Origin of the sequence: Microbacterium sp. CGR1 (assembly GCF_001266755.1) — a bacterium.
In the GTDB taxonomy this organism is placed as follows: domain Bacteria; phylum Actinomycetota; class Actinomycetes; order Actinomycetales; family Microbacteriaceae; genus Microbacterium.
Window position 1 is genome coordinate 1,127,252 of sequence record NZ_CP012299.1, and the last position, 26,157, is coordinate 1,153,408.

General features: G+C 68.0%; 20 protein-coding genes. 9 read left to right on the plus strand and 11 right to left on the minus strand.

All coding sequences use genetic code 11. The features are described from left to right. Nucleotides 1-9: 9 nt before the first annotated feature. The 5 genes from dnaJ to lepA all read right to left on the minus strand — a co-directional run bounded on the left by dnaJ (nt 10) and on the right by lepA (nt 6,113). Nucleotides 10-1,125: a molecular chaperone DnaJ gene (gene dnaJ, locus AKG07_RS05415; RefSeq protein WP_053096522.1), complete on the minus strand. Its 1,116-nt coding sequence runs from the start codon at nt 1,123-1,125 to the stop codon at nt 10-12. A 39-nt stretch (nt 1,126-1,164) separates the two neighbouring features. Continuing rightward, the gene (gene hrcA, locus AKG07_RS05420; RefSeq protein WP_053096524.1) at nt 1,165-2,196 is read right to left on the minus strand and encodes a heat-inducible transcriptional repressor HrcA; all 1,032 of its coding nucleotides are present in this window, start codon (nt 2,194-2,196) and stop codon (nt 1,165-1,167) included. 106 nt (nt 2,197-2,302) lie between these two features. Then, nucleotides 2,303-3,520 (minus strand): radical SAM family heme chaperone HemW, encoded by a 1,218-nt coding sequence (gene hemW / locus AKG07_RS05425; RefSeq protein WP_053096526.1) that lies wholly within the window; start codon nt 3,518-3,520, stop codon nt 2,303-2,305. 16 nt (nt 3,521-3,536) lie between these two features. Then, on the minus strand, nt 3,537-4,190 hold the full coding sequence (locus tag AKG07_RS05430) for a DUF1990 family protein (RefSeq protein WP_053096528.1): 654 nt from the start codon (nt 4,188-4,190) through the stop codon (nt 3,537-3,539). Between the two features lie 69 nt (nt 4,191-4,259). Continuing rightward, complete coding sequence (gene lepA / locus AKG07_RS05435) at nt 4,260-6,113, minus strand: translation elongation factor 4 (protein WP_053096530.1); 1,854 nt, start codon at nt 6,111-6,113, stop codon at nt 4,260-4,262. Nucleotides 6,114-6,353: 240 nt separating this feature from the next. On the opposite strand from lepA, the gene AKG07_RS05440 reads away from it, so the two are divergent. The 5 genes from AKG07_RS05440 to AKG07_RS05460 all read left to right on the plus strand — a co-directional run bounded on the left by AKG07_RS05440 (nt 6,354) and on the right by AKG07_RS05460 (nt 12,869). After that, complete coding sequence (locus tag AKG07_RS05440; RefSeq protein WP_053096532.1) at nt 6,354-7,337, plus strand: ABC transporter permease; 984 nt, start codon at nt 6,354-6,356, stop codon at nt 7,335-7,337. Beyond that, nucleotides 7,337-8,260 carry an ABC transporter permease gene (locus AKG07_RS05445; protein ID WP_053096534.1) on the plus strand — a complete coding sequence of 308 codons (924 nt, stop codon included), beginning with the start codon at nt 7,337-7,339 and terminating at the stop codon, nt 8,258-8,260. The genes AKG07_RS05440 and AKG07_RS05445 overlap by 1 nt, the downstream gene beginning before the upstream one ends. After that, nucleotides 8,257-10,188: an ABC transporter ATP-binding protein gene (locus AKG07_RS05450; RefSeq protein ID WP_053096537.1), complete on the plus strand. Its 1,932-nt coding sequence runs from the start codon at nt 8,257-8,259 to the stop codon at nt 10,186-10,188. Before AKG07_RS05445 ends, AKG07_RS05450 begins: the two co-directional genes overlap by 4 nt. Before the next feature lie 117 nt (nt 10,189-10,305). Further along, entirely contained in the window at nt 10,306-12,018 is a 1,713-nt protein-coding gene (locus tag AKG07_RS05455; protein ID WP_053096539.1) for an ABC transporter family substrate-binding protein, read from the plus strand. Nucleotides 12,019-12,101: 83 nt separating this feature from the next. Continuing rightward, a complete protein-coding gene (locus AKG07_RS05460) occupies nt 12,102-12,869 on the plus strand; it encodes an alpha/beta fold hydrolase (protein ID WP_053096541.1) in 768 nt (255 codons plus the stop codon). Here AKG07_RS05460 and AKG07_RS05465 read toward each other — a convergent pair. Continuing rightward, the gene (locus AKG07_RS05465; protein ID WP_053096543.1) at nt 12,820-14,085 is read right to left on the minus strand and encodes an MFS transporter; all 1,266 of its coding nucleotides are present in this window, start codon (nt 14,083-14,085) and stop codon (nt 12,820-12,822) included. The two genes, AKG07_RS05460 and AKG07_RS05465, sit on opposite strands and share 50 nt — an antisense overlap. Nucleotides 14,086-14,321: 236 nt before the next feature. Between AKG07_RS05465 and rpsT the strand changes: the two genes are divergently transcribed. Further along, entirely contained in the window at nt 14,322-14,582 is a 261-nt protein-coding gene (gene rpsT, locus AKG07_RS05470) for a 30S ribosomal protein S20 (RefSeq protein WP_053096545.1), read from the plus strand. A 127-nt stretch (nt 14,583-14,709) separates the two neighbouring features. Here the strand turns inward: rpsT and holA are convergent, their stop codons facing one another. Both holA and AKG07_RS05480 read right to left on the minus strand, forming a co-directional pair. Then, complete coding sequence (holA, locus tag AKG07_RS05475; protein ID WP_053096547.1) at nt 14,710-15,747, minus strand: DNA polymerase III subunit delta; 1,038 nt, start codon at nt 15,745-15,747, stop codon at nt 14,710-14,712. A 40-nt stretch (nt 15,748-15,787) separates the two neighbouring features. After that, complete coding sequence (locus AKG07_RS05480) at nt 15,788-18,079, minus strand: ComEC/Rec2 family competence protein (protein WP_053096549.1); 2,292 nt, start codon at nt 18,077-18,079, stop codon at nt 15,788-15,790. A 361-nt stretch (nt 18,080-18,440) separates the two neighbouring features. Here AKG07_RS05480 and AKG07_RS05485 point away from each other — a divergent pair, with 361 nt between their 5' ends. Further along, on the plus strand, nt 18,441-19,715 hold the full coding sequence (locus AKG07_RS05485; RefSeq protein ID WP_053096551.1) for an FAD-dependent oxidoreductase: 1,275 nt from the start codon (nt 18,441-18,443) through the stop codon (nt 19,713-19,715). Between the two features lie 48 nt (nt 19,716-19,763). Here AKG07_RS05485 and AKG07_RS05490 read toward each other — a convergent pair whose 3' ends face one another. From AKG07_RS05490 to AKG07_RS05500, 3 genes are all read right to left on the minus strand, one after another. Continuing rightward, nucleotides 19,764-20,369 (minus strand): ComEA family DNA-binding protein, encoded by a 606-nt coding sequence (locus AKG07_RS05490; RefSeq protein WP_053096553.1) that lies wholly within the window; start codon nt 20,367-20,369, stop codon nt 19,764-19,766. A gap of 106 nt (nt 20,370-20,475) precedes the next feature. After that, the gene (gene leuS / locus AKG07_RS05495; protein ID WP_053099152.1) at nt 20,476-23,052 is read right to left on the minus strand and encodes a leucine--tRNA ligase; all 2,577 of its coding nucleotides are present in this window, start codon (nt 23,050-23,052) and stop codon (nt 20,476-20,478) included. Nucleotides 23,053-23,085: 33 nt separating this feature from the next. Beyond that, nucleotides 23,086-24,411 (minus strand): anthranilate synthase component I family protein, encoded by a 1,326-nt coding sequence (locus AKG07_RS05500; RefSeq protein WP_053096555.1) that lies wholly within the window; start codon nt 24,409-24,411, stop codon nt 23,086-23,088. Between the two features lie 41 nt (nt 24,412-24,452). On the opposite strand from AKG07_RS05500, the gene AKG07_RS05505 reads away from it, so the two are divergent. Then, a complete protein-coding gene (locus AKG07_RS05505; RefSeq protein ID WP_053096558.1) occupies nt 24,453-25,124 on the plus strand; it encodes a DedA family protein in 672 nt (223 codons plus the stop codon). Between the two features lie 4 nt (nt 25,125-25,128). Then, nucleotides 25,129-26,154: an App1 family protein gene (locus tag AKG07_RS05510; protein ID WP_053096560.1), complete on the plus strand. Its 1,026-nt coding sequence runs from the start codon at nt 25,129-25,131 to the stop codon at nt 26,152-26,154. The last annotated feature ends 3 nt before the right edge of the window (nt 26,155-26,157 follow it).

The window sequence follows — 26,157 nt, forward strand, 5'->3', positions numbered from 1 at the left end:
CCGTCCGGATCAGTGCGAACGGAAGCGGTCGCGGAGCTTCGAGAACAGCCCCTGCTGGAACTGCGCCAGCTGCGGGCCCGGTGCCTTGGTCTTCTTCGCGAAGTCCTCGATGAGCGCGCGCTGCGCGGAGTCGAGCCGGGTCGGAGTGACCACCTGCACGCCGACGCGGAGGTCGCCGCGCTGGTTGCCCCGCAGCGGCGTGATGCCGCGGCCCTTGATCGTCAGCACGTCGCCGGACTGGACGCCCGAGCGGATCTCGAGATCGACCTCGCCGTCGAGACCCTGGATCGTGGTCTCGGTGCCGAGGATCGCATCCGGCATCGACACCTCCAGCGTCGCCAGCAGGTCGTCGCCGTCGCGGCTGAAAGACGGGTGCGGGTTCACGGTGACCTCGACGTACAGGTCGCCGTTCGGGCCACCCGCCTTGCCGACCTCGCCAGAGCCCGGCAGCTGCAGGCGCAGCCCGGTCTCGACGCCGGCGGGGATGTCGAGCGAGACGGTGCGACGCGAGCGCACCCGCCCCTGGCCGCCGCAGGTGCCGCACGGATACGGGATCGTCGTGCCGTAGCCCTCGCAGGTGCCGCAGGGCTGAGAGGTCACGACGTTGCCGAGCAGGCTCCGCACCTGACGCTGAACGTGGCCGGAGCCGCCGCAGATGTCACAGGTGACGGGCGACGTGCCCTCCTGGCAGCACGAGCCGTTGCACGTCTCGCACAGCACGGCCGTGTCGACCTCGATGTCGCGGTGCGCACCGAAGACGACGTCGCCGAGATCGAGGGTCACCCGGACGAGGGCGTCCTGTCCCCGTTCGCGGCGTGACCGCGGACGCGCGCCCCTGCCACCGCCTTGGCCCGCACCGAAGAAGGTCTCGAAGATGTCCCCGAAGCCGCCGAAGCCCTGGAAGTTGCCGGCGGCGCCGTCTCCGCCGCCCATGTCGTAGCGGCGACGGGAATCGTCGTCGCTCAGGACGTCGTATGCATGCGTGACGAGCTTGAACTGCTCGGCCGCGTCTTCACCCGGATTCACATCGGGGTGGAGCTGACGAGCGAGGCGTCGGTACGCCTTCTTGATCTCGTCGGTGGAGGCGTCACGAGAGACGCCGAGTACCTCGTAGTGGTCTGCCACAATGGCCCTTCTGCGTGTGCTGTTCTCTGGGCGGCCGCGTCAGCGGGCCGCCTCGTCTTCGTCGAGCATCCGAGACAGATAGCGGGCCACGGCCCGCGCCGCCGCGAGATTGCTCGGATAGTCCATGCGCGTCGGCCCCATCACGCCGACTCGCGCCGTGCCGCTGGGGGCGGCGTAGTTGCTGGCCACGATCGATGCCTCGCCGAGGCCGAAGGACGCGTTCTCGGTGCCGATGCTGGCGGCGAGACCGTGGGAGTCCGCCTCCATCTCGCTCATCAGCCGCAGCAGCGTCACCTGCTCCTCGATCGCCTCGAGCAGAGGGTGGATGCTGCCGCGGAAGTCCTGCTCGCGTCGAGCCAGAGTCGCTGCTCCGGCCATCACCAGGCGCTCCTGACGGAAGGCGCCGAGCTCGTCGATGACGATCGTCGCGAGAGCGCGCAGTACGACGTCATGACTGTGTGCGTCGTCCGCGAGAAGCGCCTGCAGCCGCTCAGCGGCGTCGCTCACCGCCCGGCCCGTGATCAGGGCGGAGAGACGAGCACGCAGCAGCGCCATGTCGGCGTCGTCGACGTCGACGGGCAGCGGGGCGATGCGCTGCGAGACGCCGCCCGCGTCGGTGACGAGCACGATGAGCAGACGATTCGGCGCCAGCGCCACGAGTTCGAGATGCGTGAGATGCGCGCGCGCGAATGACGGGTACTGCGCCAGCGCGACCTGCCCCGTGAGCTGCGTCAGCACTCGGACCGTGCGCACCATCAGGTCGTCGAGGTCGGAGGGAGCGGTGAGGAAGGACTCGATGGCCGTGCGCTGCGCGACCGACAGTGGCCGCAGCTGGGCGAGATGATCCACGAACACGCGGTAGCCCTTGTCGGTGGGAACGCGACCGGAGGAGGTGTGCGGGGCGGCGATCAGCTCTTCGTCTTCGAGCAGTGCCATGTCGTTGCGGATCGTCGCCGCGGACACGCCGAAGGAGTATCGGTCGACGATCGATCGGCTGCCGACGGGTTCATGGGTCTCGACGTAGTCCTGCACGATCGCGCGGAGAACCTGGAGGCCTCTTTCGCTGACCATCGCAACTCCCTCCCTCTTGGCACTCACTGGCTACGAGTGCCAATTCTACCCGCCGACGCCGACCACGTGCTGATCCGGCACGATGTCCGGACTCAGCGGTCGCCGATCAGTCGGTGAGCTCACGCACGACGGCATCGGCGAGCAGGCGCCCCCGCAGTGTGAGCTGCACGCGTCCGCGAACGGCAGCGGCCGGGTCGACGAGCCCATCCGCGATCAGACCCGCGACGCGTGTCCTCTTGTCCGCGGCGAGGTCGCAGACGGCGATGCCCTCGCGGATGCGACTCAGCAGCAGGATGCGCTCGAGCGTCGTCGACTGCTCGTCCGGCCGCTCCGTGCCGGCGGCGGGAGACTCCGCTGCGGCGAGCCGCTGTGCATACGCGGCCGGATGCTTGACGTTCCACCACCGTAGGCCGGCGACGTGACTGTGCGCGCCGGGACCGAATCCCCACCAGTCGCTCCCCCGCCAGTAGGCGAGATTGTGCCGCGAACGCTGCTCGGGCGAGCGAGACCAGTTGCTGATCTCGTACCAGTCGAAGCCCGCCGCTGCGAGACGCGCATCGGCGAGCTCGTACATGTCGGCCTGCAGGTCGTCGTCCGGCGCCGGCACCTCGCCTCGGCGGATCTGTCGCGCGAGCTTCGTGCCGTCCTCGATGATCAGCGCGTACGCCGAGATGTGGTCCGACTCGAGTGCGAGCGCCGCGTCGAGCGACGCCTCCCAATCACCGATCGACTCACCGGGGGCGCCGTAGATGAGGTCCACGCTCACGGCGAGGCCTGCGTCCTTCGCCGCGGCGACCGCTGTCGTCACATTCTCGGGGCGATGGGTGCGGTCGAGAGCGGCGAGCACATGCGGCACTGCCGACTGCATGCCGATCGACAGTCGCGTGACGCCGGCATCCGCGAGGGTCCGCGCGACCTCGCGTGTCACCGTGTCGGGGTTCGCCTCGACCGTGACCTCGGCGCCGTCGACGAGGCCGAACGCGTCGGTCGCCGCACCGAGCATCCGGGCGAGATCTCCCGCGGGCAGAAGAGTCGGCGTGCCGCCGCCGAAGAACACGGTGTCCATCGGGCGCAGCGCGCCCGCATCCGCGAGAACGCGCCTCGCCAGGGCGATCTCGGTGATGAGCGTCGAGGCGTAGTCCTCCTGCTTCGCGCCGCGGAGCTCTCCCGAGGTGTAGGTGTTGAAGTCGCAGTAGCCGCACCGCACCCGGCAGAAGGGGACGTGCAGATATGCGGAGAAGGGCACGGAGGAATCGATCGGCAGATCGGAGGGCAGATGTCCGTCTGCCGGTGCCGGATCGCCGAGTGGGAGCGGACCGGCCATCAGAGAGGTGCGACCATCAGACCGGAGTCGCGTACAGCGGCGAGATCGCCCGCAGATAGCGTGCGAACAGTTCCCGGCGACGGCGCTTCACCAGCGGCGGGACGACGCGGTAGAGCAGGGAGTTCGGCGCGTCGAAGGCACGGACGGAGAACCACACCTCGTCGTTGTCCTCACGCCAGTCGATGTCGAAGGACTCCTCACCGCGCACCACCGAGCCTCCGACCGTGCCCAGCACGAATCCGATCCGGCGCTTCTCCTCGGTCACGGAGATCACGCGCAGCTCGGCATCCGCCCGCATGCCGGCAACCCGCCCATGCAGACGCAACGTCATGCCCGGGCCGGCGAACGGGGTGCCTTCCGCGTCGAAGCGCTGTTCGACGTCGTTCTTGCTCGGTGCGATCGGCGTGCCCTCGGCGTCGAAGCTGACACCGGCGTAGGCGGGACCGGGCGCGGGACGCACATCCTCGATGCTGAGGCCCGCCGCGCGCTGCGCGGTCCAGGTCAGCAGCGCTTCGCCCGCGGACTGGAAGCGGTCATGACCGCTGCCGATCCGCCAGGAGTTCTCCGCCGGGATGCTGCGCTCCGGCGGGTACTGCATCAGATCGGGCGCGTGGGTCGCACCCACGGCCGCATAGTCAACCGTGTCGTCTCGGAAAGTCCCGCGCCGCATGCGTTCCAGCCTACTTCCCGTTCCCTGGACGATCACCCTCCACGCCGGGAACAGCCCGGCCCGAAGGTCCTACTTCTTGTCCTTGCCCTCGACGTCGCCGGAGAGCGCTGCGATGAACGCCTCCTGCGGCACTTCGACACGACCGACCATCTTCATGCGCTTCTTGCCCTCTTTCTGCTTCTCGAGGAGCTTGCGCTTGCGGCTGATGTCACCGCCGTAGCATTTGGCGAGCACGTCCTTGCGCAGCGCCCTGATCGTCTCGCGGGCGATGATCCTGGCGCCGATGGCGGCCTGGATCGGCACCTCGAAGTTCTGGCGAGGGATCAGCTTGCGCAGTCGCTCCGTCATCAGCGTGCCGTAGGCGTAGGCCTTGTCGCGGTGCACGATCGAGCTGAACGCGTCGACCTTGTCACCCTGCAGCAGGATGTCGACCTTGACCAGGTCCGCCTCCTGCTGTCCGGCGGGTTCGTAGTCGAGCGAGGCATAGCCCTGGGTCTTGGACTTGAGCTGGTCGAAGAAGTCGAAGACGATCTCACCGAGCGGCATCATGTAGCGGAGCTCCACGCGCTCCTCGGAGAAGTACTCCATGCCCAGCAGCGCTCCGCGACGCGACTGGCAGAGCTCCATGACCGTGCCCACGTAGTCCTTGGGCAGCAGGATCGCGGTCTTCACCATCGGCTCCGACACCGAGCCGATGCGACCGTCGGGGTACTCGCTCGGGTTCGTCACCGTCACGGTCTCGCCCGTGTCGCTCGTGAGCACCTCGTAGATCACGCTGGGTGCGGTGGTGATGAGGTCGAGGCCGAATTCTCGCTCGAGACGCTCGGTGATGATCTCGAGATGCAGGAGTCCCAGGAACCCGCAGCGGAAGCCGAAACCGAGGGCGACGGAGGTCTCAGGCTCGTACTGCAGCGAGGCGTCGGAGAGCTTGAGCTTGTCGAGCGCCTCCCGGAGCTCCGCGTAGTCGCTGCCGTCGATCGGGTAGATCCCCGAGAAGACCATCGGCTTCGGGTCGGTGTAGCCCGGCAGAGCCTGGGTCGAGGGCCTGCGTGCCGTCGTGATCGTGTCACCGACCTTCGACAGACGGACGTCCTTCACACCGGTGATGAGGTAGCCGACCTCGCCGACGCCGAGCCCCTTGGACGGCACCGGTTCGGGGCTCGACACGCCGACCTCGAGCGCTTCGTGGTTGGCACCCGTCGACATCATCTGAATGCGCTCGCGGGGCGACAGGCTGCCGTCCACCATGCGGACGTAGGTGACGACCCCGCGGTAGGCGTCGTAGACGGAGTCGAAGATCATGGCGCGGGCCGGAGCATCGGCGTCTCCGACGGGTGCGGGGATCTCCTTGACCAGTCGGTCGAGCAGCTCCTCGACGCCGACACCGGTCTTGCCCGAGACACGGAGCACGTCCTCGGGCTTGCCGCCGATGAGCGATGCCAGCTCCTTGGCGTACTTGTCGGGGTCGGCCGCCGGCAGGTCGATCTTGTTCAGCACCGGGATGATGTGCAGGTCGTTCTCGAGCGCGAGGTAGAGGTTCGCCAGAGTCTGGGCCTCGATGCCCTGGGCGGCGTCGACGAGCAGGATCGCGCCCTCGCAGGCGGCGAGAGACCGGGACACCTCGTAGGTGAAGTCGACGTGCCCCGGGGTGTCGATCATGTTGAGCGCGAAGGTCTCGCCGTCGATCTCCCACGGCATCCGCACGGCCTGGCTCTTGATGGTGATGCCGCGCTCACGCTCGATGTCCATGCGGTCGAGGTACTGCGCGCGCATGTCGCGATCCGAGACCACGCCGGTGATCTGGAGCATGCGGTCGGCGAGGGTCGACTTGCCGTGGTCGATGTGCGCGATGATGCAGAAGTTGCGGATCTGCGCCGAAGGCGTCGCGGCAGGCTGAAGCGGAGTGAGAGCGCGTGGTGACATGTCCTGACGATTCTACGGTGAGGTGAGGCTTATGCCCGCTTCGTGCGATCCGGTGATATTCTGCCGAGGTTGCCCGGGAGCCATCCGTGACACCGGATCCCGTGAGCGATAAGACTCCGTCACAGACCAAGTGCAGGCGTCGTGTCGCGCAGATCGGCTGATGGTGATTGACTGTCTTCCCGGCTCAGCGTTGCGTCGGCGGATCCCGCGCGCGTCTGTAAAAGAGAAAGAATCATCACCTTGATCAAGTATCTGTTGCGCCGCCTGCTGGGATGGGTGCTGATGATCGTCATCGCGACGAACATCACCTACTTCCTCGCGTGGCTGTATCTCGATCCCGAGAACAACTACGTCGGACGTCGACCTCCGCTTTCGCCCGATCAGATCGATGCGCTGCTGAAGCCTCGCAACCTCAGCGAATCGGTCCCCCTGATCGAACGATGGTGGACCTGGTTCTCCAGCATCCTCTTCCGCTGGGACTGGGGAGTCGGCCCCACAGGCGAGTCCGTCAACGAGCAGGTCGCATACCGCGTCTGGATCAGCGCCGAGCTCGTGCTCGGGGCGACGATCATCACGACCATCCTGGGCATCGCCCTCGGTGTCTACACGGCATCCCGTCAGTACAAACTGGCCGACCGCATCGGTCAGGGCACGAGCATCATCACGATGAACATCCCCACGGTCGTTGCGGGATTCGCTCTGGTTCTGCTCGCGATCAACTTCAACAACGCGGTCGGCACGACCGTCTTCTACGTCGTCGGATCCTCCAGTCAGGGGGTCGAGGGATTCTTCCCCGTCCTCATAGACGTCCTCCAACATCTGACGCTCCCCACACTCGGCCTGGTGCTCACGGGCTACGCGTCCATCCACTTCCTGCAGCGCTCGCTGCTGCTCGACAACATCAAGGCGGACTACGTTCGCACCGCCCGTGCCAAGGGACTCACCAAGCAGCAGGCCATCCGCAAGCACGCGCTGCGGACGTCGCTGATCCCCGTCACGACGCAGGTCGCGTTCACGATCCCCGCGGTCTTCACCGGAGCGGTGCTGACCGAGACGATCTTCAACTGGAACGGAATGGGTCGGTACTTCATCCAGACCCTGAACAACAACGACATTCACGGCGTGGTCGCAGTCGCGGCGTTCGGCGCCCTGATGACGGCGATCGGCGCGATCCTCGCTGACGTCGCCGTGGTTGTCCTCGATCCGAGAGTGCGGGTGAGCTGATGTCCCTGGAAGCCATCGGGGTGTCCCCCGAGATCGCCGAACCGGAGAAGCCGAAGAACCGCAAGCGCACCTCGATGCTGACGCTGTATACGCGTCGGTTCCTGCGCAACCGCGGCGCCTTGATCGGCGTCGTCATCCTCGCGCTTCTGGTGGTGTTCGCGATCGTGGGACCGCTCATCGCGCCGTACTCGCACACCGACCTCGACTTCCTCGCACTGCGCCAGGCTCCCTCGGCCGAGCACTGGTTCGGGACGAACGGTTCGGGCAACGACAACTTCGCCCAGGTCGCCGTCGGTCTTCAGCGCTCCATGATGATCGCTGCCCTCGTGGCCATCGGCACCACGGTCGTCTCGGCACTCATCGGAGCCACCGCCGCCTACTTCGGCGGCCGGTACGAGCGGATCATGCTCGCGATCATCCACTTCATGATGGTGGTCCCGAACTTCCTGATCCTCGCGATGATCTCGAACGACGCCGGCGGGAACTGGCTGGTGATCTCGCTCGTCATGATCTTCGTCGTCGGCTGGTTCTTCCCTGCCCGGATCATCTGGACCCTGTCGCTGTCGATCCGCGAGCGCGAGTACGTGCATGCCGCTCGCTACGCCGGGCTCTCGGGGATGCGGATCGTCCTGCGTCACATGCTCCCGAACATCGGGTCGCTGCTGGTGATCAACTTCACGCTCGGCGTCGTGTCCGCCGTCCTCACCGAGACCGCGCTCTCGTTCCTCGGCTTCGGTGTGAAGCTCCCCGACGTCTCGCTCGGCGCCCTGATCGGCTACGGCTCCAGCACTCTGGTGAGCGCACCGTGGCTCTTCTACTTCCCTGCAGCGGCGCTCACCCTGCTCACCGTCTCGATGGCTCTCATCGCCGACGGTCTGCGCGACGCCCTGGATCCGACCTCTGCGGCTGGAGGTCGCGCATGAGTACTGTCCTTTCCGTCCGAGACCTCAAGGTCAGCTTCCCGTCGGAAGCCGGTCGAGTCGATGCCGTGCGCGGCGTCTCGTTCGACCTCGAAGAGGGGCGCACCCTCGGCATCGTCGGCGAATCCGGCTCGGGCAAGTCCGTCACCTCGCTCGCGATCATGGGCCTGCTCGACGACAACGCCAAGGTCACCGGGTCGATCATCTATGACGGCCAGGAACTGCTCGGCAAGTCCGACAAGCAGCTCTCGGTGATCCGCGGCAACGGGATGGCCATGGTCTTCCAGGACCCGCTGACCTCGCTCACGCCCGTGTTCACGATCGGCGACCAGCTGATCGAGGCTCTCACGGTGCATCGTCGGCTGTCGAAGAAGGACGCCTGGGACCGCTCCGTCGAGCTGCTGAAGCTCGTCGGGATCCCCGAGGCGGAGCGCCGCATGAAGGCCTTCCCGCACGAGTTCTCCGGCGGCATGCGTCAGCGTGTCGTGATCGCGATCGCGATGGCCAACAATCCCAAGCTCATCATCGCGGACGAGCCGACGACCGCGCTGGACGTCACCATCCAGGCGCAGATCCTCGAGCTCATGGAGAAGGCGCAGCAGGAGACCGGCGCCGCGATGATCATCATCACGCACGACATGGGGGTGGTCGCCAAGACCGCCGACGACGTGCTGGTGATGTACGCCGGCAAGCCCGTCGAGCAGGCCCCGGTGCGCGAGCTGTTCTACCGCACCCGGATGCCGTACTCGATCGGCCTTCTGGGTGCCATCCCGCGGGTCGACAAGACCGAGAAGGTGCCGCTGATCCCGATCAAGGGCAACCCCCCGCTCCTGATCAATCTGCCGGATGCGTGCCCGTTCGCGGCGCGATGCCCCATCGCGATCGACGCGTGCCTGCAGCGCGAGCCCGATCTGCTCCCCATCTCCACCGAGGGTCACTCCGACCACTCCGTCGCCTGCATCCGCGCGAACGACATCGACGACGACGGACGCATCGGCGGGCTCCCCGTCTTCCCCATCCCGGAGATCCCCGAGAGCGGGCTGGCGAAGGTGCCCCGCGAGGATCGTCCCATCACCCTCGAGGCGGTCAACCTCAACAAGACCTTCCCCCTCATGAAGGGTGCGCTGTTCAAGCGCAAGGTCGGCGAGGTGCACGCCGTCAAGGGGATCAGCTTCGACATCCGCCAGGGCGAGACCCTCGCGATCGTCGGCGAGTCGGGCAGCGGGAAGACGACGACGCTCCTCCAGATCATGGATCTCGTCGCGCAGGAGGACGGCGACATCCGCATCGGCGGTACGAGCGTCGCCGACATCAAGAACCGAGCGGAGGAGCGAAAGCTCCGTCGTGATCTGCAGATCGTCTTCCAGGACCCGATGGGGGCGCTCGACCCTCGCATGACGGTCTGGGACATCATCGCCGAGCCGATGCTCGCGATCGGCATGAGCAAGGACGACGTGTTCGATCGCGTCGAGGAGCTCATGGGTCTCGTGGGTCTCGACCCGGCGCACAGCGACCGCTTCCCCCAGGCGTTCTCGGGTGGTCAGCGTCAGCGCATCGGGATCGCACGAGCGCTGTCGACCAACCCCAAGATCGTGGTGCTCGACGAGCCCGTCTCGGCTCTCGACGTCTCGATCCAGGCCGGCGTGATCAACCTGCTCGACGAGCTGAAGGCCAAGCTCGGGCTGTCCTACCTGTTCGTGGCGCACGACCTCGCCGTCGTACGCCACATCGCCGACCGGGTCGCGGTGATGTACAAGGGCTCGTTCGTCGAGCACGGAGACGTCGATCAGGTGTTCGACGATCCGCAGCACCCCTACACGAAGGCGCTGCTCTCGGCGATCCCGATCCCCGACCCCGACATCGAGCGCACGCGCGAGCGGATCATCCTTCCCGTCGAGGGTTTCGACGCAGAGGCCATCGCCGTCAGCTGACCTGTGTACCGATGTGCACAGTCCGATAACGGTTCCGTGTCACTGGGGTTTCGCCCGAGAGTTGCGGGGTTAGTCTGCCCCTATCCCAAGTAAGGCCGACAGGCACTAAGGAGTACCATGAAACGGCATCAGAAGCTGATGGGCATCGCTGCTCTCGGCGCCGCCTTCGCCCTCGTCATGAGCGGGTGCGCACCGGCAGGCAACGGCGGCGGCAACAGCGGTGAAGGCGAAGCTCAGACGGTCGAGGGCGCGGACTACAACCCGCAGCCCCGCGAGAACCTCGCAGAGGGCGGCGAACTCCGCATCCCCGTCTCGAACATCGCCGAGCAGCTGAACTACTTCCACAGCGACGGTGACGCCCGCGTCACCCAGATCGGGACGTGGTTCCGCCCCCAGATCCTGCTGATGGATCCTGACGGCACCGTCAAGAAGAACGACGCATACCTCGACGACTACTCCTTCGGTGTCGAAGACGGCAAGACCGTCCTGCACTTCAAGGTCAACGAGAAGGCTGTCTGGAACGACGGCACGCCCATCGACGTCACCGCGTTCAAGGCCACCTGGGAAGCCCAGAGCGGCGAGAACGAGGAGTACCAGCCCAACGCGACCGACGGCTGGAAGGAGATCGAGTCCGTCGAGGCCGGCGAGAACGACCGCGACGTCATCGTGACCTTCAAGGGCGAGTTCGCCTGGCCCGAGATGGTCTACTCGCAGCTGCTGCACCCGGCCGTCAACACGCCTGAGCTGTTCAACACGGCGTTCCTCGGCGACTGGCACCCGGAATGGGCCGCAGGCCCCTACACGGTCGACAACTTCGACAAGACCGGCGGCGTCGTCACGCTCGTCCCGAACGAGAAGTGGTGGGGCAACGCTCCGCTGCTCGACAAGGTCTCCTTCATCCAGATGGAGCCGACCGCGGCGGTCAACGCACTGCGCAACGGCGAGGTCGACATGGCCGAGACCGGCAGCGCCGAGCTGCTCGCACAGGTCGAGGGTCTCGAAGGCGTCAAGACCTACAAGGGTCAGGCGACCGCGAACGCGATCTTCACGCTGAACTCGACCAACCCGGTGCTGTCCGACCTCGAGGTCCGCAAGGCCGTGTTCGAGGCGATCAGCATCGAGCAGGTCAAGGACATCGTCTTCAACGGCCTGAACTACACCGAGGAGCCCGCCGGGTCCCTGACCCTCTTCTCGTTCCAGCCTGACTATGTCAACGCGCTGGAGGAGGCCGGCCGCAAGGACGGCGACACCGAGGGTGCCAACAAGCTCCTCGATGAGGCCGGCTGGGTCGCCGGTGCCGACGGCATCCGCGAGAAGGACGGCCAGCGCCTGTCGCTCGTCTTCCCCGTGCACTCCGACACCGAGACCGCGCGCGCGCGTTCGCTCGCCGTTCAGGCGCAGCTGAAGGAGGTCGGCGTCGAGGTGACGATCGACACCCGCCCGTCCGCCGACTTCGCCGAGGACTACACCACGCAGAACGGTGACATCTTCTTCCTCAACTTCACGTCGTCCGACCCGTTCGGTGCCGCCTGGTTCTGCCAGCTGTACTGCTCGGACAGCGGCCTGAACCTGTCGGGCACCGGCACCGAGGAGATCGACACGATGATCCACGAGGAGCTCGAGACGATCTCCGACCCGGTCGAGCAGACCAAGAAGGCCATGGAGATGGAGTCCGAGATCTTCGCGAAGACCTGGGGCATCATCCCGGTCCTCAACGGCCCGGAGATCTGGACCGTCAAGGAAGGTCTCGCCAACCTCACGCCCGAGCCCTACGTGGGTCTCGACCTCTTCGGCATCACGCCGGTGGAGAACGTGGGATACGAGAAGTAATCCATTCGGAGCCTGACTCGTCAGAGCTTCGCAGCGGGGTCGGTGGTCCATCCACCGGCCCCGCTTTTCTCTATGCTGAACGCGTGAGCGTCCAGATCGTCTTCGTGCACGGCATCCGTACGTCCGCGACGATGTGGCGGTCGCAACTCGCCTTCCTCGAGGAGCAGGGCATCGGGGCCGTCGCTGTCGACCTTCCCGGGCATGGCACCCGGATGGAGGAGGACTTCACCCTGCACGAGGCGCTCCACACCATCGACGTCGCGGTGCGCGACGCAGCGACGCGAGGTCCCGTGCTGCTCGTCGGGCACTCGATGGGCGGCCTGCTGACACTCGCCTACGTCGGCGGAGCGGAGGCACCGAGGGTCGCGGGGCTCGTCGCCGCGTCGTGCACGTCGCTCCCCCGAGGCGCCGGTCTCGCGGCGTATCGCGCGATCGCGCGCGCCGTCGATCGGCTGCCCGATCGCGGGATGTGGATCACGAAGCGCATCCTCGAAGCGACGATCCCCGAAGAGACGCGCTCCGATTTCGCCGCCGGCGGCTATGCGCTGGACACCCAGGACACGGCACTGCGAAATCTCGCCACGCTCGATCTCGCGACAGCGGTCGCCCGCATCCGCGTGCCGCTGTGGTTCGTGAACGGACAGTGGGATCAGCTGCGAGTCAACGAGGCCCTCTTCCGACGGCTCGCGCCTCACGCAGAGCTCATCGTCGTGCCGCGCACCACGCACCTCGTCACGGCGATGCGTCCGCAGATCTTCAACGCCGTCCTGCGGTTGGCCGTCGCGACCATCGAATCCAAGGCTACGGGTGAGGCCGCGGCTCCCGCGCCGGCTGCCTCGCCAGAGCCGTGAGCGCACCGCCCACGAGCGACAGCACGGCGGCTGCTGCGAACACCAGCCAGAATCCCCCGACGAGCGCGACGAGCCCCGCCCCGAGCACCGGGCCGATCAGCTGGCCGAGTGCCGCCGTGACGTAGACGATGCCGAGGTCACGGGCGTGGTCCCTCTCGCCGGGCAGCAGGTCGGCGGCGAAGGCGAGCCCGACGGTCGAGAACGCGCCGTAGCCGAGCCCCATGAGCGCGGCGGCGACCATCGTCGCCTCGAAGGTCGGCACGACGGCGATCACGACGCCGGAGGCCGCCTGCACCAGGGTCGCCAGGATCGTGAGGGAACGCCGGTTGCCCGTGCGATCGGAGAGCACACCGGTGCACACCGATGCGAGCACCACGAACAGCGTGTAGACCACGATCAGGAGGAGCAGGTTGTCCTGCGCCACCGTCGTCTCCTGGTGCAGACCATGGAGCAGGAAGAAGAGGAACAGTGCAGTGCCGAGCGCGTTGCCGATGTTGGTCACGAGCCGGCCCGACAGCATCCAGGTGAAATCCCGATCGCGCAGCGATGCCAGCAGATGACGATCACGCGTCACCGGAGTCGCGTCGACGGCCGCGGGCGGATCGGGCAGAAGCAGCGCTGCACCGATTCCCACCGTCGCGATGATCCCGGCGAGCAGCAGGTACCCCTCACGGATGCCGAGCCCGAGGAGCACCACGAGCCCGACGCCGAGCACGATGCCCACCGCCTGACTGGAGCCCACGGCGGCGGACGCGGCGCCACGCTGCGTCGGAGGAAGCTGGTCCGCTATCAGTGCGGTGAAGGCGGCCGACGACACCGCGACGCCGATCGACACCCCGACCCAGGCTCCTCCCACGGCCCAGGGCCCCTCACTGAAACCGGTCACCACGAGGAACAGCGCGGTGACGAGCACGCCACCGATCGCCCATGGTCGCCGACGCCGCCGTCCGACGGCCGCGCGATCCGACAGCGCCCCGGCCAGCGGGCCCGCGACGATCCCTGCGAGACCGCCGATGCCGAGCACCAGCCCGGACGAGATGACGCCGGGTATCCAGTCCTTCTCAGACGTGTTCAACTGCAAGGGGAGGAGCAACTGGACCGGAGTGAGCTGCACCGTCCAGATCGCCAGCCAGGCGAGGGTGAAGACGGTCATCCATGGCGGTCCGACTCTCCGCAGAGCGGACACCGGCGATCCGGATGGGAGGGCGGGGCTCATGTCGCTCCTTGACGTCGGGGTCGCGACGCGAGTGTCGGGATACTGATGATTGTGCACCCACACGCACCGACACCGCATCAGTGACGAGCACACCTCGCTCGTTTAGGGTGAACCGCCCGGATGCTGGTAGAGTTGGTTCTTGGCTTGCGTGTGGGTTCTTCCCTCACGACCGCCGAGTGGAAGCCCTCTTCTTCTGCCGGCATTTCCTAACAACTCCGTACAGAAAGCGTCCACACGTGGCAAACATCAAGTCGCAGATCAAGCGCAACAAGACCAACGACAAGGCTCACGAGCGCAACAAGGCCGTGAAGAGCGAGCTGAAGACGCACATCCGCGCGACCCGCGCCGCTGTCGTCTCCGGTGACAAGGCTGCAGCCGAGGCTGCTCTGAAGGCTGCCTCCCGCAAGCTCGACAAGGCCGTCAGCAAGGGTGTCATCCACCAGAACCAGGCTGCGAACCGCAAGTCCTCCATCGCCAAGCAGGTCTCCGCTCTCTGAGCCGATTCCACGCCTGACGGTGTGACAAGAGCCCGTCCCGTTCGCGGGGCGGGCTCTTTCGCGTGCTCGGAACCGTATGTGCCAGCGATCTCGACGGACGAGGCAGCTGCCGCGCGTCAGACCGCGCTCACTCGCCGAACGGCTGGCGGGTGGCGATGACGGTGAGCATCCGCTCGAGAGCGAAGATCGGGTCACGGGCGGCACCCTTGACTTCGGCATCGGCGCGCGCCGTCGCCTGGATGGCCATCCCCAGCGAACGCTCGTTCCATCCGGCGAGGTCGCGTCGCGCACGGTCGACCTGCCAGTCCTTCATTCCCAGTCGCTGCGCGAGCTGGCGGCTCGGCTCGCGGTTTCCGGCGACGCGCGCCATGGTGCGCAGCTTCATGGCGAACGCCGCGACCATCGGCACGGGGTCGGCGCCGGAGGCGAGGGCATGGCGCAGGGCCACGAGAGCCTCGCCATAGCGTCCGGCGATCGCGGTGTCAGCGACGACGAAGGCAGAGACTTCGACCCGCCCGCCGTAGTACTTGGTGACGACTTCTTCGGTGACATCGCCCTCGACGTCGCCGATCAGCTGCTGGCATGCCGCCGCGAGCTCGGTGAGATCATCGGCGAAGGCCGAGACCAGAGCGCGCAACGCAGGCGGGGCGATCCGCTTCTTCGCCGCAGAGAACTCGCCGGCAGCGAAGTCGACGCGGTCGCCGTCGCGCTTGATGGCCGGGCACGGGATCTCGATGCCGTCGCCCGTCCCGGCGCGCACCGCATCGAGCAGCTTCTTGCCGCGGACGCTGGCCCCGGTGTGGCGCAGGATCACTGTCGCACCCTCCTGCGGGTGGTCGAGGTAGGACACAGCCTCCTGCAAGAAGGCATCCGAGCACTTCTCCACCCCCGACACGCGCACCAGCCGGGGTTCCCCGAACAACGACGGCGAGGTCAGCGCGAGGAGAGTCCCGGGCGCGTAGTCATCAGCGCGGACATCGGTCACCTCGAGCGCGGGGTCTTCGGTGCGGAGGTAGTCGCGGACTCCGGCGATCGCGCGCTCTGCGCAGACCTCCTCCGGGCCGAACACGAGCACCACCGGCGCCGGACGCGGATCGCGCCACGACACCTGCGGGACCTTGGCTGCCTTGGTCCCACCGCGGGAAGGAGTACGAGAAGCAGCCATGCCTCCAGACTACCGGGGGCCACAGACGTCGACCCCGTCGTCAGGGTGGCTGCTTCTCGGCCCACAGCTGAAGCTCGTCCCCCGCGAGGCCGACGAGGAGACGGCCCTGCTGGTCGGTCCGCAGCACTCGCGCACCGGCAGCTTCGAGCGATGCCAGAGTCTCCGCTCGCGGATGCCCGTAGTCGTTGTCGACGCCTGCGCTGAACAGCGCGACACTCGGGTGCAGGTCCTGATAGAGCGGGAAGTCCTGGTCGGCGCTGCCGTGATGGGCGACTTTGACCACCGCGTAGCCGCCTCGGAGATGCGCGGTGCGTTCCAGCATCCGCTGCGCCTCCCCCGACAGGTCGCCCAGGAAGAGCGAGCGGGGTACGCCGCCGCCACCTATCTCCAGAACCACGCTCTGGTCGTTGCCCGGCGGGAACGCCTCCGACCCACGCTGCGGCCACAGCACCTGCCAGGACGCCGCGCCCAGGTCACCCCGCATGCCCGCTGCCGCCTGACCGACCGTCGCACCGCCGTCGGCGAGGTGCTGCAGCATCCGCTCGTCACCGCTCTCCCCCGGTGGCCCGTGCAGCACCGCGCCGACTCTCCCCTGAACAGCCTCGACCCCGCCGACGTGATCCAGATCGAAGTGCGTGAGCACGAGCAGATCCACGCGTTCGACACCGAGTTCGCGCAGACACGAGGCGAGCGGCTCCGGTTCCGGCCCGGTATCGATCAGTGCGATCGCCCCCTCGGAGCGCACGACGAGTGCGTCTCCCTGGCCCACATCACAGGCGGCGACCGACCATTCGTCGGGAGTGGTCGCGCTCGCCAGCGGACCGTTGAGCACCACATGCGCACCGCCCAGGGCGAGCGCGACTGCCAGCACGGCCGCTGCGACACCCCTGACGACCGGCACCGCGCGGTACCCATCGGCGAGAATCACCCCGATCGCCGCGCTCACGACGCCGACCAGCACGGCGCTGGCGATGCCGGGCACCATGGCGATCTGAGCGAACGGCAGCCTGGCCGTGATGCTGGCCGTTTGCGCGATCCACGCGGCGGGCAACCATGCCGACGCCGCCAGAAGGTCGGCGAGAACGCCCACCGGAGCGGCGAGACACGCGAGGAGGCCGATGACAGTGGCGATCGGCGCCGCGGGCGCAGCCAGCAGGTTCGCCACGAGCCCCACGAGAGACTGCTGCTCTGCGAAGAGGGCGATGACGGGGCCGCACACGAGCTGTGCGGACGTCGGCACGGCGATCGCGAGAGCGAGAGGTTGCGGCATGAATCGCGCGAGTTCGCGGGTGAGCGACGGCGAGAGCAGGATCAGTGCACCCGATGCGGAGACCGAGAGCGCGAATCCCGCAGTCGAGGCCAGCCACGGGTCGGCGATCAGGATGCCGCTCGCGCTGAGCGCCAGCATCCCCGCACCCGCGCTCGGCCGCCCGAGAAGCAGTGACAGCATCGCGACACCCGCCATGACCGCCGCCCTGACCACGCTGGGTTCCGGCGTCACGAGGACGACGAAGCCCGCAAGACCGAGAGCGGCCGCGACGACTCGAGTCCCCCGTCCGGCGCCGCACAGCGCAGCCAACCAGAACACCGCCCCGACGACGATGGCGCAGTTCGCTCCGGAGACCGCCGTCAGGTGGCTGAGACCGCTGGTGCGCATGTCATCGTTCAGCTCGGTCGACACCGCGCGGGTGTCGCCGACTGCGAGTCCGGGAAGCAGACCCGCTCCGGGCTCGGGAAGTCGCTGCGCCCGGTCGATGAAAGCGCTGCGCAATCCGGCCGCGACCGCGAAGACCCCGGATGCCGGCTCCTCGACCGACGCCTCGCTCGCGAACACGACGAGCGCTGCCCTCTCCCCCGGATCCGTCGCCGCTGCCTCGCCCTTCACCCGGACTGTGGCACCGAGATCGAACCCGTCGGCCGGGTCGATGCCGATCCGCACCGGAGCCGATGCCGCCCGCACCGACCCCGGCGACCCGATGCCCGTGAGCTGCACCTCCATCCACAGGCGCCCATCCCGACCGACCGACGCCGAGGTGCTGACCTCCCCCGTCGCCTCGACCACACGTCCGTCCCACGACGCAGCGCCCTCGCGCGCCGGTGTCGCGGCAAGAACAGTGACAGAGACAGCGGCGATCGCGGCGAGCATCACGAGCACCACCCCGGCCATGGACGCCGCGGCGGACGACCGCCGCAGCATCCACAACAGCGACGCCGCAGCCCCCAGCACGCCACCGAAAAGGCACCACTGCGCAGCTGGAGGCACGAACACGCAGACAAGGGCGAACGCCCACACTCCGCCCGCGATCGGCAGCAGACGCAGATCCCGGCTCATACCCGCGCGTCATCGCGCGGTCGAACCCGCGGGTCGCATCTCATCGGCAGCCGGTGCATCAGGACAACGTAGGGGCGTGCGACCACCTCGCAGCGCACCCGCCCCCCCGGTCGGTGGACAACACATCGATGCCGACGCGGCGTGCAGGAGCGCCGAATGCGAAGCGATGATCTCTGCGTGAGGACCGCGGGCACTTCGATTCACCGACCGCGGGCCGTTCCGACAGCCGACACCGTCCACCACACCGAGCGACTCAGGCATACTCGGGGAATGGTCGACGTACGCGACATCGCAGAACACCAGCCCATTCGCCTGACTCTGGTGCGAGACTTTCTGACGCGCCGAGGAGAGGTCATCACGGATGCATGACGTGATCGTGATCGGCGCCGGCCTCGCAGGGCTCCGCTGCGCGGGACTGCTCTCCGCTCACGGACTCGACGTCGTCGTCCTCGAGGCCGCGGATGCGGTCGGCGGACGCCAGCGCACCGACATCATCGACGGCTTCCGGCTGGACCGCGGGTTCCAGGTCCTCAACCCGGCCTACCCGGCACTTCGGCGCAGCGTCGATCTCGACGCACTCGCGCTCGGGAGCTTCCCTGTGGGCGTGCGGGTGCGCACGACGGACGGGGTGGCTGAGCTGCGGCATCCGCTTCGGCATCCGCTGTCGATCGTCACGTCTCTGCGCAGCAGCCTGGTGAGCGGTCGGGATGCCGTCGCGCTGGCACGCTGGGCCGCGCCGGCACTGGTGAGTCCGCTCTCGCATCTGGCTCGGAACGATGCCACCATGCGCGAGGGATGGGATGCCGCGGGGCTTCGTGGCCCGCTTCGCACCGCTGTACTCGAGCCGTTTCTCGCCGGGGTTCTGGCGGAGAGAGGCGGCGAGACGTCGAACGCCTTCGCGCGACTGCTCGTACTCTACTTCGCGCTCGGCCGACCCGGGCTTCCCGCACAGGGGATCGCCGCTGTCCCCGAGCAGCTCGCCGCGCACGCGCGCGCGGCGGGTACTGACATCCGTCTCGGCGCGCGCGCGGGAGGCATCTCAGCAGGAGGAGAGGAGATCACGGTGGGGCTGAGCGACGGCGACTCCGTGCGAGCGGCTCGGGCGGTGGTCGCAGTCGGCGCCGATGCCGTCAGCGACCTCACCGGTCTCGCCCGTCCGGTCACGAGAGGTCTGCAGACGTGGTGGTTCGCCGCCACTGAACCTCCCAGCGGATCCGCACTGCTCACCGTCGACGGCCGAGGTGGAGGCCCCGTCGTGAATACCGTCGTGATGACGCACACCGTGCCCTCGTATGCGCCGGCCGGACGTCACCTCATCGCCGCGACCTGCCTGCTGCCGCGTGGCGGCGCACCCGCCGACGAGTTCGACGTGCGCCGCCACCTCGAAGAGGTCTGGGGTACGGACATCAGCGCGTGGCAGCTGATCCGGCGCGACGACATCGTGGACGCGTTGCCTGCCCAACCGGCACCGCTCGGCCCACCGCGATCGCCGCGCTACGCCGAGCGGCTGTATGCAGCCGGGGATCACAGAGACACCGCGTCGATCCAAGGCGCCCTCGCTTCCGGCGAGCGTGCCGCACGTGCCGTCCTGACCGACTCGGGGGCTTCGAGAAGCGGCACGTCGCTGCACAGCTGACGACGCTCGGACTCAGGCGAGAGAGAGACAGCGCCCGCAGACCGCGCATCACACCCGCACACCGTCGCGGATGCCGGCGAGCAGCTTCTCTCCGATGCCGGGGACCGACAGCAGGTCGTCGACCGATGTGAACCGACCGTTCTCGTCACGCCAGGCGATGATCCGCTCGGCCAGGGCGGGGCCGATGCGCGGCAGAGTCTCGAGCGCCGCCTGATCTGCGGTGTTGAGATCCACCAGATCGTCCGCGGGCGCGCCTGCTCCCGGCGACCCCTCCGCGGCTGCGGCACCCACGACCGGCACGCTGATCTGTTCGCCGTCCGAGAGCACGCGGGCGAGATTGACCGCGGTCAGGTCGGCATCGTCAGTGGTCCCGCCGGCCGCCGCCACCGCATCGACCAGCCGGGAGTCGAGATCGAGGACATAGAGTCCCGGATGCTCGACCGCGCCCAGCACGTGCACGTAGAGCTCTCCCGTCGATCCGCCGCTCTCGGCGGCCTCGGTGGCCAACGGCACCGATTCGGTCGGCACGGCCTGCCCCCGCATCAGTCCGAGTCCGACGGCCGCGGACAGCACGACGAGCGCCAGCACGACGGCGGCGCCGACCCCTAGCCGCAACCGGCGCGGCGCCGGTGAGGAAGCGGCGGATTCGGGCATTCCGCAACGCTATGCCAGCGAACGACGCCTCTCATGCATCCGGCCGCCCGTCGGGGAGAACCCCCGTGGGCGGCCGGATGTGCAGAGCGGCTGGCTACGCGGTCGGTCAGCCCTTCACGACGATGCTGACGATCTTCGGGGCGCGCACGACGACCTTGACGATCTCGCGGTCGCCGATCGAGCGAATGACCCGCTCGTCGGCACGGGCGAGCGATTCGAGCTCGGCCTCGCCGATGCGCGCGGGCACCTCGAGCTGAGCGCGGACCTTGCCGCCCACCTGCACGACGGCGGTCACGGTGTCCTCGACGAGCAGCGCCGGGTCGGCGGAGCGCCAGGTGACGAGCCCGACGGACGGCTCGTGTCCGAGGATCTCCCACATCTCCTCCGCGGTGTGCGGGGCGATCAGATCGAGCATCACGGCGACGGTCTCGGCCGCCTCACGCACCGCCGGATCAGCGGCGCCTGCGGCACCGTCGATCGTCTTGCGGGTGACGTTGACCAGCTCCATCAGGCGCGCGACCAGGACGTTGAACTTCGTCTGCTCGACGAGCCCAGGAGCATCTGCCAGCAGCTTGTGCGTGGCTCGACGCAGCGCCGCATCTCCGCCCGCGAACACGACGTCGACAGGAGAGGACACCTCGTGGGCGATGCGCAACGCGCGGGCCAGGAACTTCTGCGCACCGGTCGTCGAGACGTCGGCCCAGTCCTTGTCGTCTTCGACCGGTCCGGCGAACGCGAGACCCACGCGCAGCGCATCGGCGCCGTAGGCGTCGAGCTCCTCTTCGAAGAGCACCAGGTTGCCCTTGCTCTTCGACATCTTGGCGCCGTCGAGCAGGACCATGCCCTGGTTGATGAGGTTCGAGAAGGGCTCGGTGAAGTCGATCAGCCCCATGTCGAACAGCACCTTGGTGATGAATCGCGCGTACAGCAGGTGCAGGATGGCGTGCTCGACGCCGCCGATGTAAGAGTCGACCGGCGACCAGCGGGCGGCCTGAGCCGGGTCGAACGCGACCGTGTCGCTGTTCGGCGACAGGAATCGCAGGAAGTACCACGAGCTGTCGACGAACGTGTCCATCGTGTCCGGATCGCGCAGCACGGGGTCACCGCTGGCGGCATCCACCGTGCGGACCCAGCTCTCAGCGGCGCCGAGCGGCGACGATCCCTTGGGCTTGAGGTCGAGCCCCTCGACGCTGGGCAGCTTCACCGGCAGCTGCTCCTCGGGCACGGGGATGATCCGGCCGTCCTCCGCGTGCAGCATCGGGATCGGCGTGCCCCAGAAGCGCTGACGCGAGATCAGCCAGTCGCGCAGACGGTAGTTCTTGGCGGCGCGCCCGGTGCCGGACGCCTCGAGCTGCTCGATCGCACGGGCGATCGCATTGCGCTTCGACAGACCGTTGAGCGGTCCGGAGTTGATCATCCGGCCCTCTCCCGTCAGAGCGATGCCGGTGGAGGCGGGGTTCTGCTCGTCGAGCGCCGCACCGGTGTCGATCGGCACGCCCTCTTCATCGACCTCGATGACCGGCATCGCACCGGTGACCGGCGCGGTCGTGTCGACGACGACCTTCACGGGCAGGTCGAAGGCGCGGGCGAAGTCCAGGTCTCGCTGGTCGTGCGCCGGCACGGCCATGACCGCTCCGTGACCGTAATCGGCCAGCACGTAGTCCGCCGCCCAGACCGGCAGCTTCTCGCCGTTGACCGGGTTGATCGCGTACCGCTCGAGGAAGACCCCGGTCTTCGGGCGATCGGTGGCCTGTCGGTCGACGTCGGTGGTCTTCTGCACATCGGCCAGGTACTTCTGGAATCGCTCGCGCACGTCGGCCGGAGCATCCGCTGCGAGCTCCGACGCCAGGTCGGAGTCGGGGGCGACGACGAAGAACGTCGCTCCGTGCAGGGTGTCAGGACGCGTCGAGAACACGGTGACGGGCTCGTCGCGCCCCTCGATGCGGAAGTCGACGTCGGCGCCGATCGAGCGTCCGATCCAGTTGCGCTGCATCTGCAGCACCTTGTGCGGCCAGAAGCCCTCGAGCTGGTTCAGATCATCGAGCAGCCGGTCGGCGTAGTCCGTGATCTTGAAGTACCACTGAGTCAGCTTCTTCTTCACGACCTCGGCACCGCAGCGATCGCAACGGCCGTCGACGACCTGCTCGTTCGCGAGCACGGTCTGGTCGTTCGGGCACCAGTTGACCGCGCTCTTCTTGCGGTACGCCAGACCGCGCTCGTGCAGCTTCAGGAACAGCCACTGGTTCCAGCGGTAGTACTCGGGGTCGGAGGTGTGCAGCACTCGCGACCAGTCGAACGAGACGCCGTAGTTCTGGAACGCCTGCTTCTGCTGAGCGATGTTCTGGTAGGTCCACTCGCGGGGATCCGCACCCTGACGGATCGCCGCGTTCTCCGCAGGCAGCCCGAAGGAGTCCCAGCCGATCGGGTTGAGCACGTTGTGCCCGCGGTGGCGCCAGAACCGGGCCACGATGTCCGAATACAGGTAGTTCTCCGCGTGCCCCATGTGCAGGTCGCCGGAAGGGTAGGGGAACATCGCCAGCACGTAGCGGCGGGGCCGCTTGTCATCGTCGCCGCCGGTGAGGAACGTCTCGTTCTCCGCCCAGTACTTCTGCCACTTGGCCTGGATAGCGTGCGCCGAGGAGGTCTCCTCGGCGACGGGAGAGGTGGACAGGTTCTCAGACAACGAACGCACGACCAATCTGAAGGGAAAAGGGGATCAGTTCAGGATATCGGAAGCCCAGGCCGCGGGCATTTCCACTCCCAGCGCAGCGAGCGGCGCCCGAGCCTTCGTCGCGACCTCGGCGACCTCCGAGGCGGCGACCGATCGCCAGGTGATCCCCCCGCCTGCGCCGACCGCAGCGCCCGTACCGTCGATCACGATGCTGCGGATGACCATCGCGAGGTCGAGCGACCCCTCATCGCCGATGTAACCGAAGCACCCGGCGTAGATACCGCGAGGCCCTCCCTCCAGCTCATGCAGGCGCGTCATCGCCGAGAGCTTCGGCGCGCCTGTCATGCTGCCTGCCGGGAAGGTCGCTGCGAGAAGTTCGCTCGCCGTCGTGCCCGCGGCCGCCGTGCCGCTGACGGTACTGACGAGCTGGTGCACCGCCGGATACGTCTCCACGGCCCACAGCGCCTCGACCCGGATCGACCCGGGTCGGCACACCCTCGACAGATCGTTGCGCATCAGATCGACGATCATGACGTTCTCAGCCCGTTCTTTCGGGTCCGCGGCGAGCTCGTCGGCGAGCTCGGCATCGTGCGCGGCGTCTGCGCCGCGGGGCCGCGTGCCCTTGATCGGCCGCGTGCGGATGACGCCGCCGTCAGCGTGGAGGAACTGCTCGGGGCTCGCACTGAGCAAGGAGCGGCCGCCGATCCGGATGAAGCCGCCATGGTGAGCGGGAGTGGCGGCACGGAGGCGTCGGTACACCGCGACTCCGTCGTGCTCCCCCGGCACGGTGAACCGGGTGGTGAGACAGAGCTGGTAGGCGATCCCCGCTCTGATGAGCTCGCGGCAGCGCTCGATGAGTCCTGCGTACTCCGTCGGAGTGTGTCGCGCCTCGCTGCGTACGGACGAGGCCGCACTGAACACCGTCTCCCCGCGCGGCACGGCGGAGGGGGTGACGCGCGCGACGACGGCGCTCCACTCGTCGAGATCGGCATGGGCTGCGGCAACCCATACGGTGCCGGTCGCATGATCGAACGCCGCCAGCCGGGAGACCCGCAACCAGGCGTCGCCGGGCTCGTCAGCGGCTTCCGATACGGGTGCTCCCGCTGCTCGGGCGCCGGTCTCGTAGTCGTACCAGCCGACCCACCCACCCCGCAGCGGAGGACCGGGATGCGCGGCGGCCGTGCGGGTATCCATCCGCACTTCACCGGGGAACGACGCCGGATCGCCCGTCCCGACGAAGCTCCATCCCTCCGTCGCTTCCGCCCCGGCGTCGAGCCAGAACAGGTCGGCGCACGACCGCTCGAGGGCGAGGAAGAGCGCGTCAGGCGTCACCCGATCGGGCAGGACGCGGGCGCTCAGAGGTTCGGGCACGTTCTCAGCCTAGGCGGCGTGCACTCCCGTATTCTCAAGGGGTGGACGACTTGGTGCCGTGGCTGATCGACTTCATGCGGTCCATCGACCCGATCACTCGCACGCTCGTCGCGGGGCTCGCCGTGATGTTGGAGACGAGCGTCTTGATCGGGCTCGTATTCCCCGGTGACACTGTCGTGCTCGTCGCCTCCATCGGCATCACCAGCCTCCCTCAGGCCGTAGCGATGGTCGTCTCGGTCGTCGTCGGCGCGCTGATCGGCGAGAGCATCGGCTTCTGGCTCGGGCGGTGGATCGGCCCGCACATCCGTGCCTCCTGGGTCGGCCGACGCGTCGGCGAGGAGAACTGGGTGCGGGCGGAGCGTTACCTCGCCCGCCGCGGCGGCATCGCCATCTTCCTCTCGCGGTTCCTGCCGGTGCTGCACTCCCTCGTGCCGCTGACCGTGGGGATGAGCCATTACTCCTACCGCCGATTCCTCGCGTGGACGGCGCCGGCCTGCCTGCTCTGGGCGACGGCCTACGTGAGCATCACCTCGCTCGCCGCCGGCAGCTTCGATGAGCTCGCCGACCGGGTGCACTACGCGGGATACATCTTCGTCGGCATCATCGCCCTTTTCCTCGTCGCCGTGTTCGTGGGCAAGAAGGTGATCTCGCGCCTCGAGGCGCGCCATCTCGACATCTCCGACGCGAAGGACTCGACCGACGTGAAAGACTGAAGCAATGGCTTCGTCACCTCCGGCGCCCCGGATCCACTGGTTCGCGCGCCTCGAACACCGCCTCCACGTGTGGCGCGAGGGGCGAGCGCGCCGTCGCGGCCGCACCGCGACCATCCTCCCGTTCCCCGGTTACGGCGGGCCCGGCTGGGTGCGTGTCGTCGGTCGCGTTCTCATCGTCCCTCCCGCACGGAGCACGAAGGACGGCGAACCGGCCAGCGTCCGCGGCTGGCGGAGCTTCGTCGGCATCCCCGTGAGCTTCGCGAAGGTCGCCGTGCAGATCGGCGACTCGGTGCACTATGTCGTCGCCGACCGGGGCGGTGTGATCGATTCGGTCGTGCACGCCGAGCTCGAGCCAGGATGGCAGACCTTCACGTTCTCTGTCGAGGGTCAGGACCCGGTCGAGACGACCGCGTTCATCGTGGCCGAGTCGACCCACTTCGGGGTCGTCTCCGACGTCGACGACACCGTGATGGTCACCGCCCTCCCCCGACCTTTCATCGCCGCCTGGAACTCTTTCGTCGTCGACGAGCACGCGCGCATCCCCGTGCCGGGCATGGCCGTGCTGCTCGATCAGGTGCTCCGCGAATATCCCGGTGCTCCCATGGTCTACCTCTCGACCGGAGCCTGGAACATCGCCCCGACTCTCCGCCGGTTCCTCGGGCGCCACCTGTTCCCCGCAGGCTCCATGCTCCTCACCGACTGGGGCCCCACGCATGACCGATGGTTCCGCAGCGGGCGCGAGCACAAGCTCACCAACCTGCGTCGCCTGGCCACGGAGTTCCCGCACGTGAAATGGCTGCTGATCGGCGACGACGGCCAGCACGACGAGGCGATCTACTCCGAGTTCATGGATGAGCACCCGGACTCCGTCGCCGGCGTCGCCATCCGTCGGCTGCTCCCGGCCGAGGCCGTGCTCGCCGGTGGTCGCGCGGGCCACGAGCCGCACTCCGACGACGTCGCCCCCTGGGTCAGTGCCGAGGACGGCGCGGGGCTCCGTGACCTGCTCGGCAAAGCCGGCATCCTCCACTGAGGT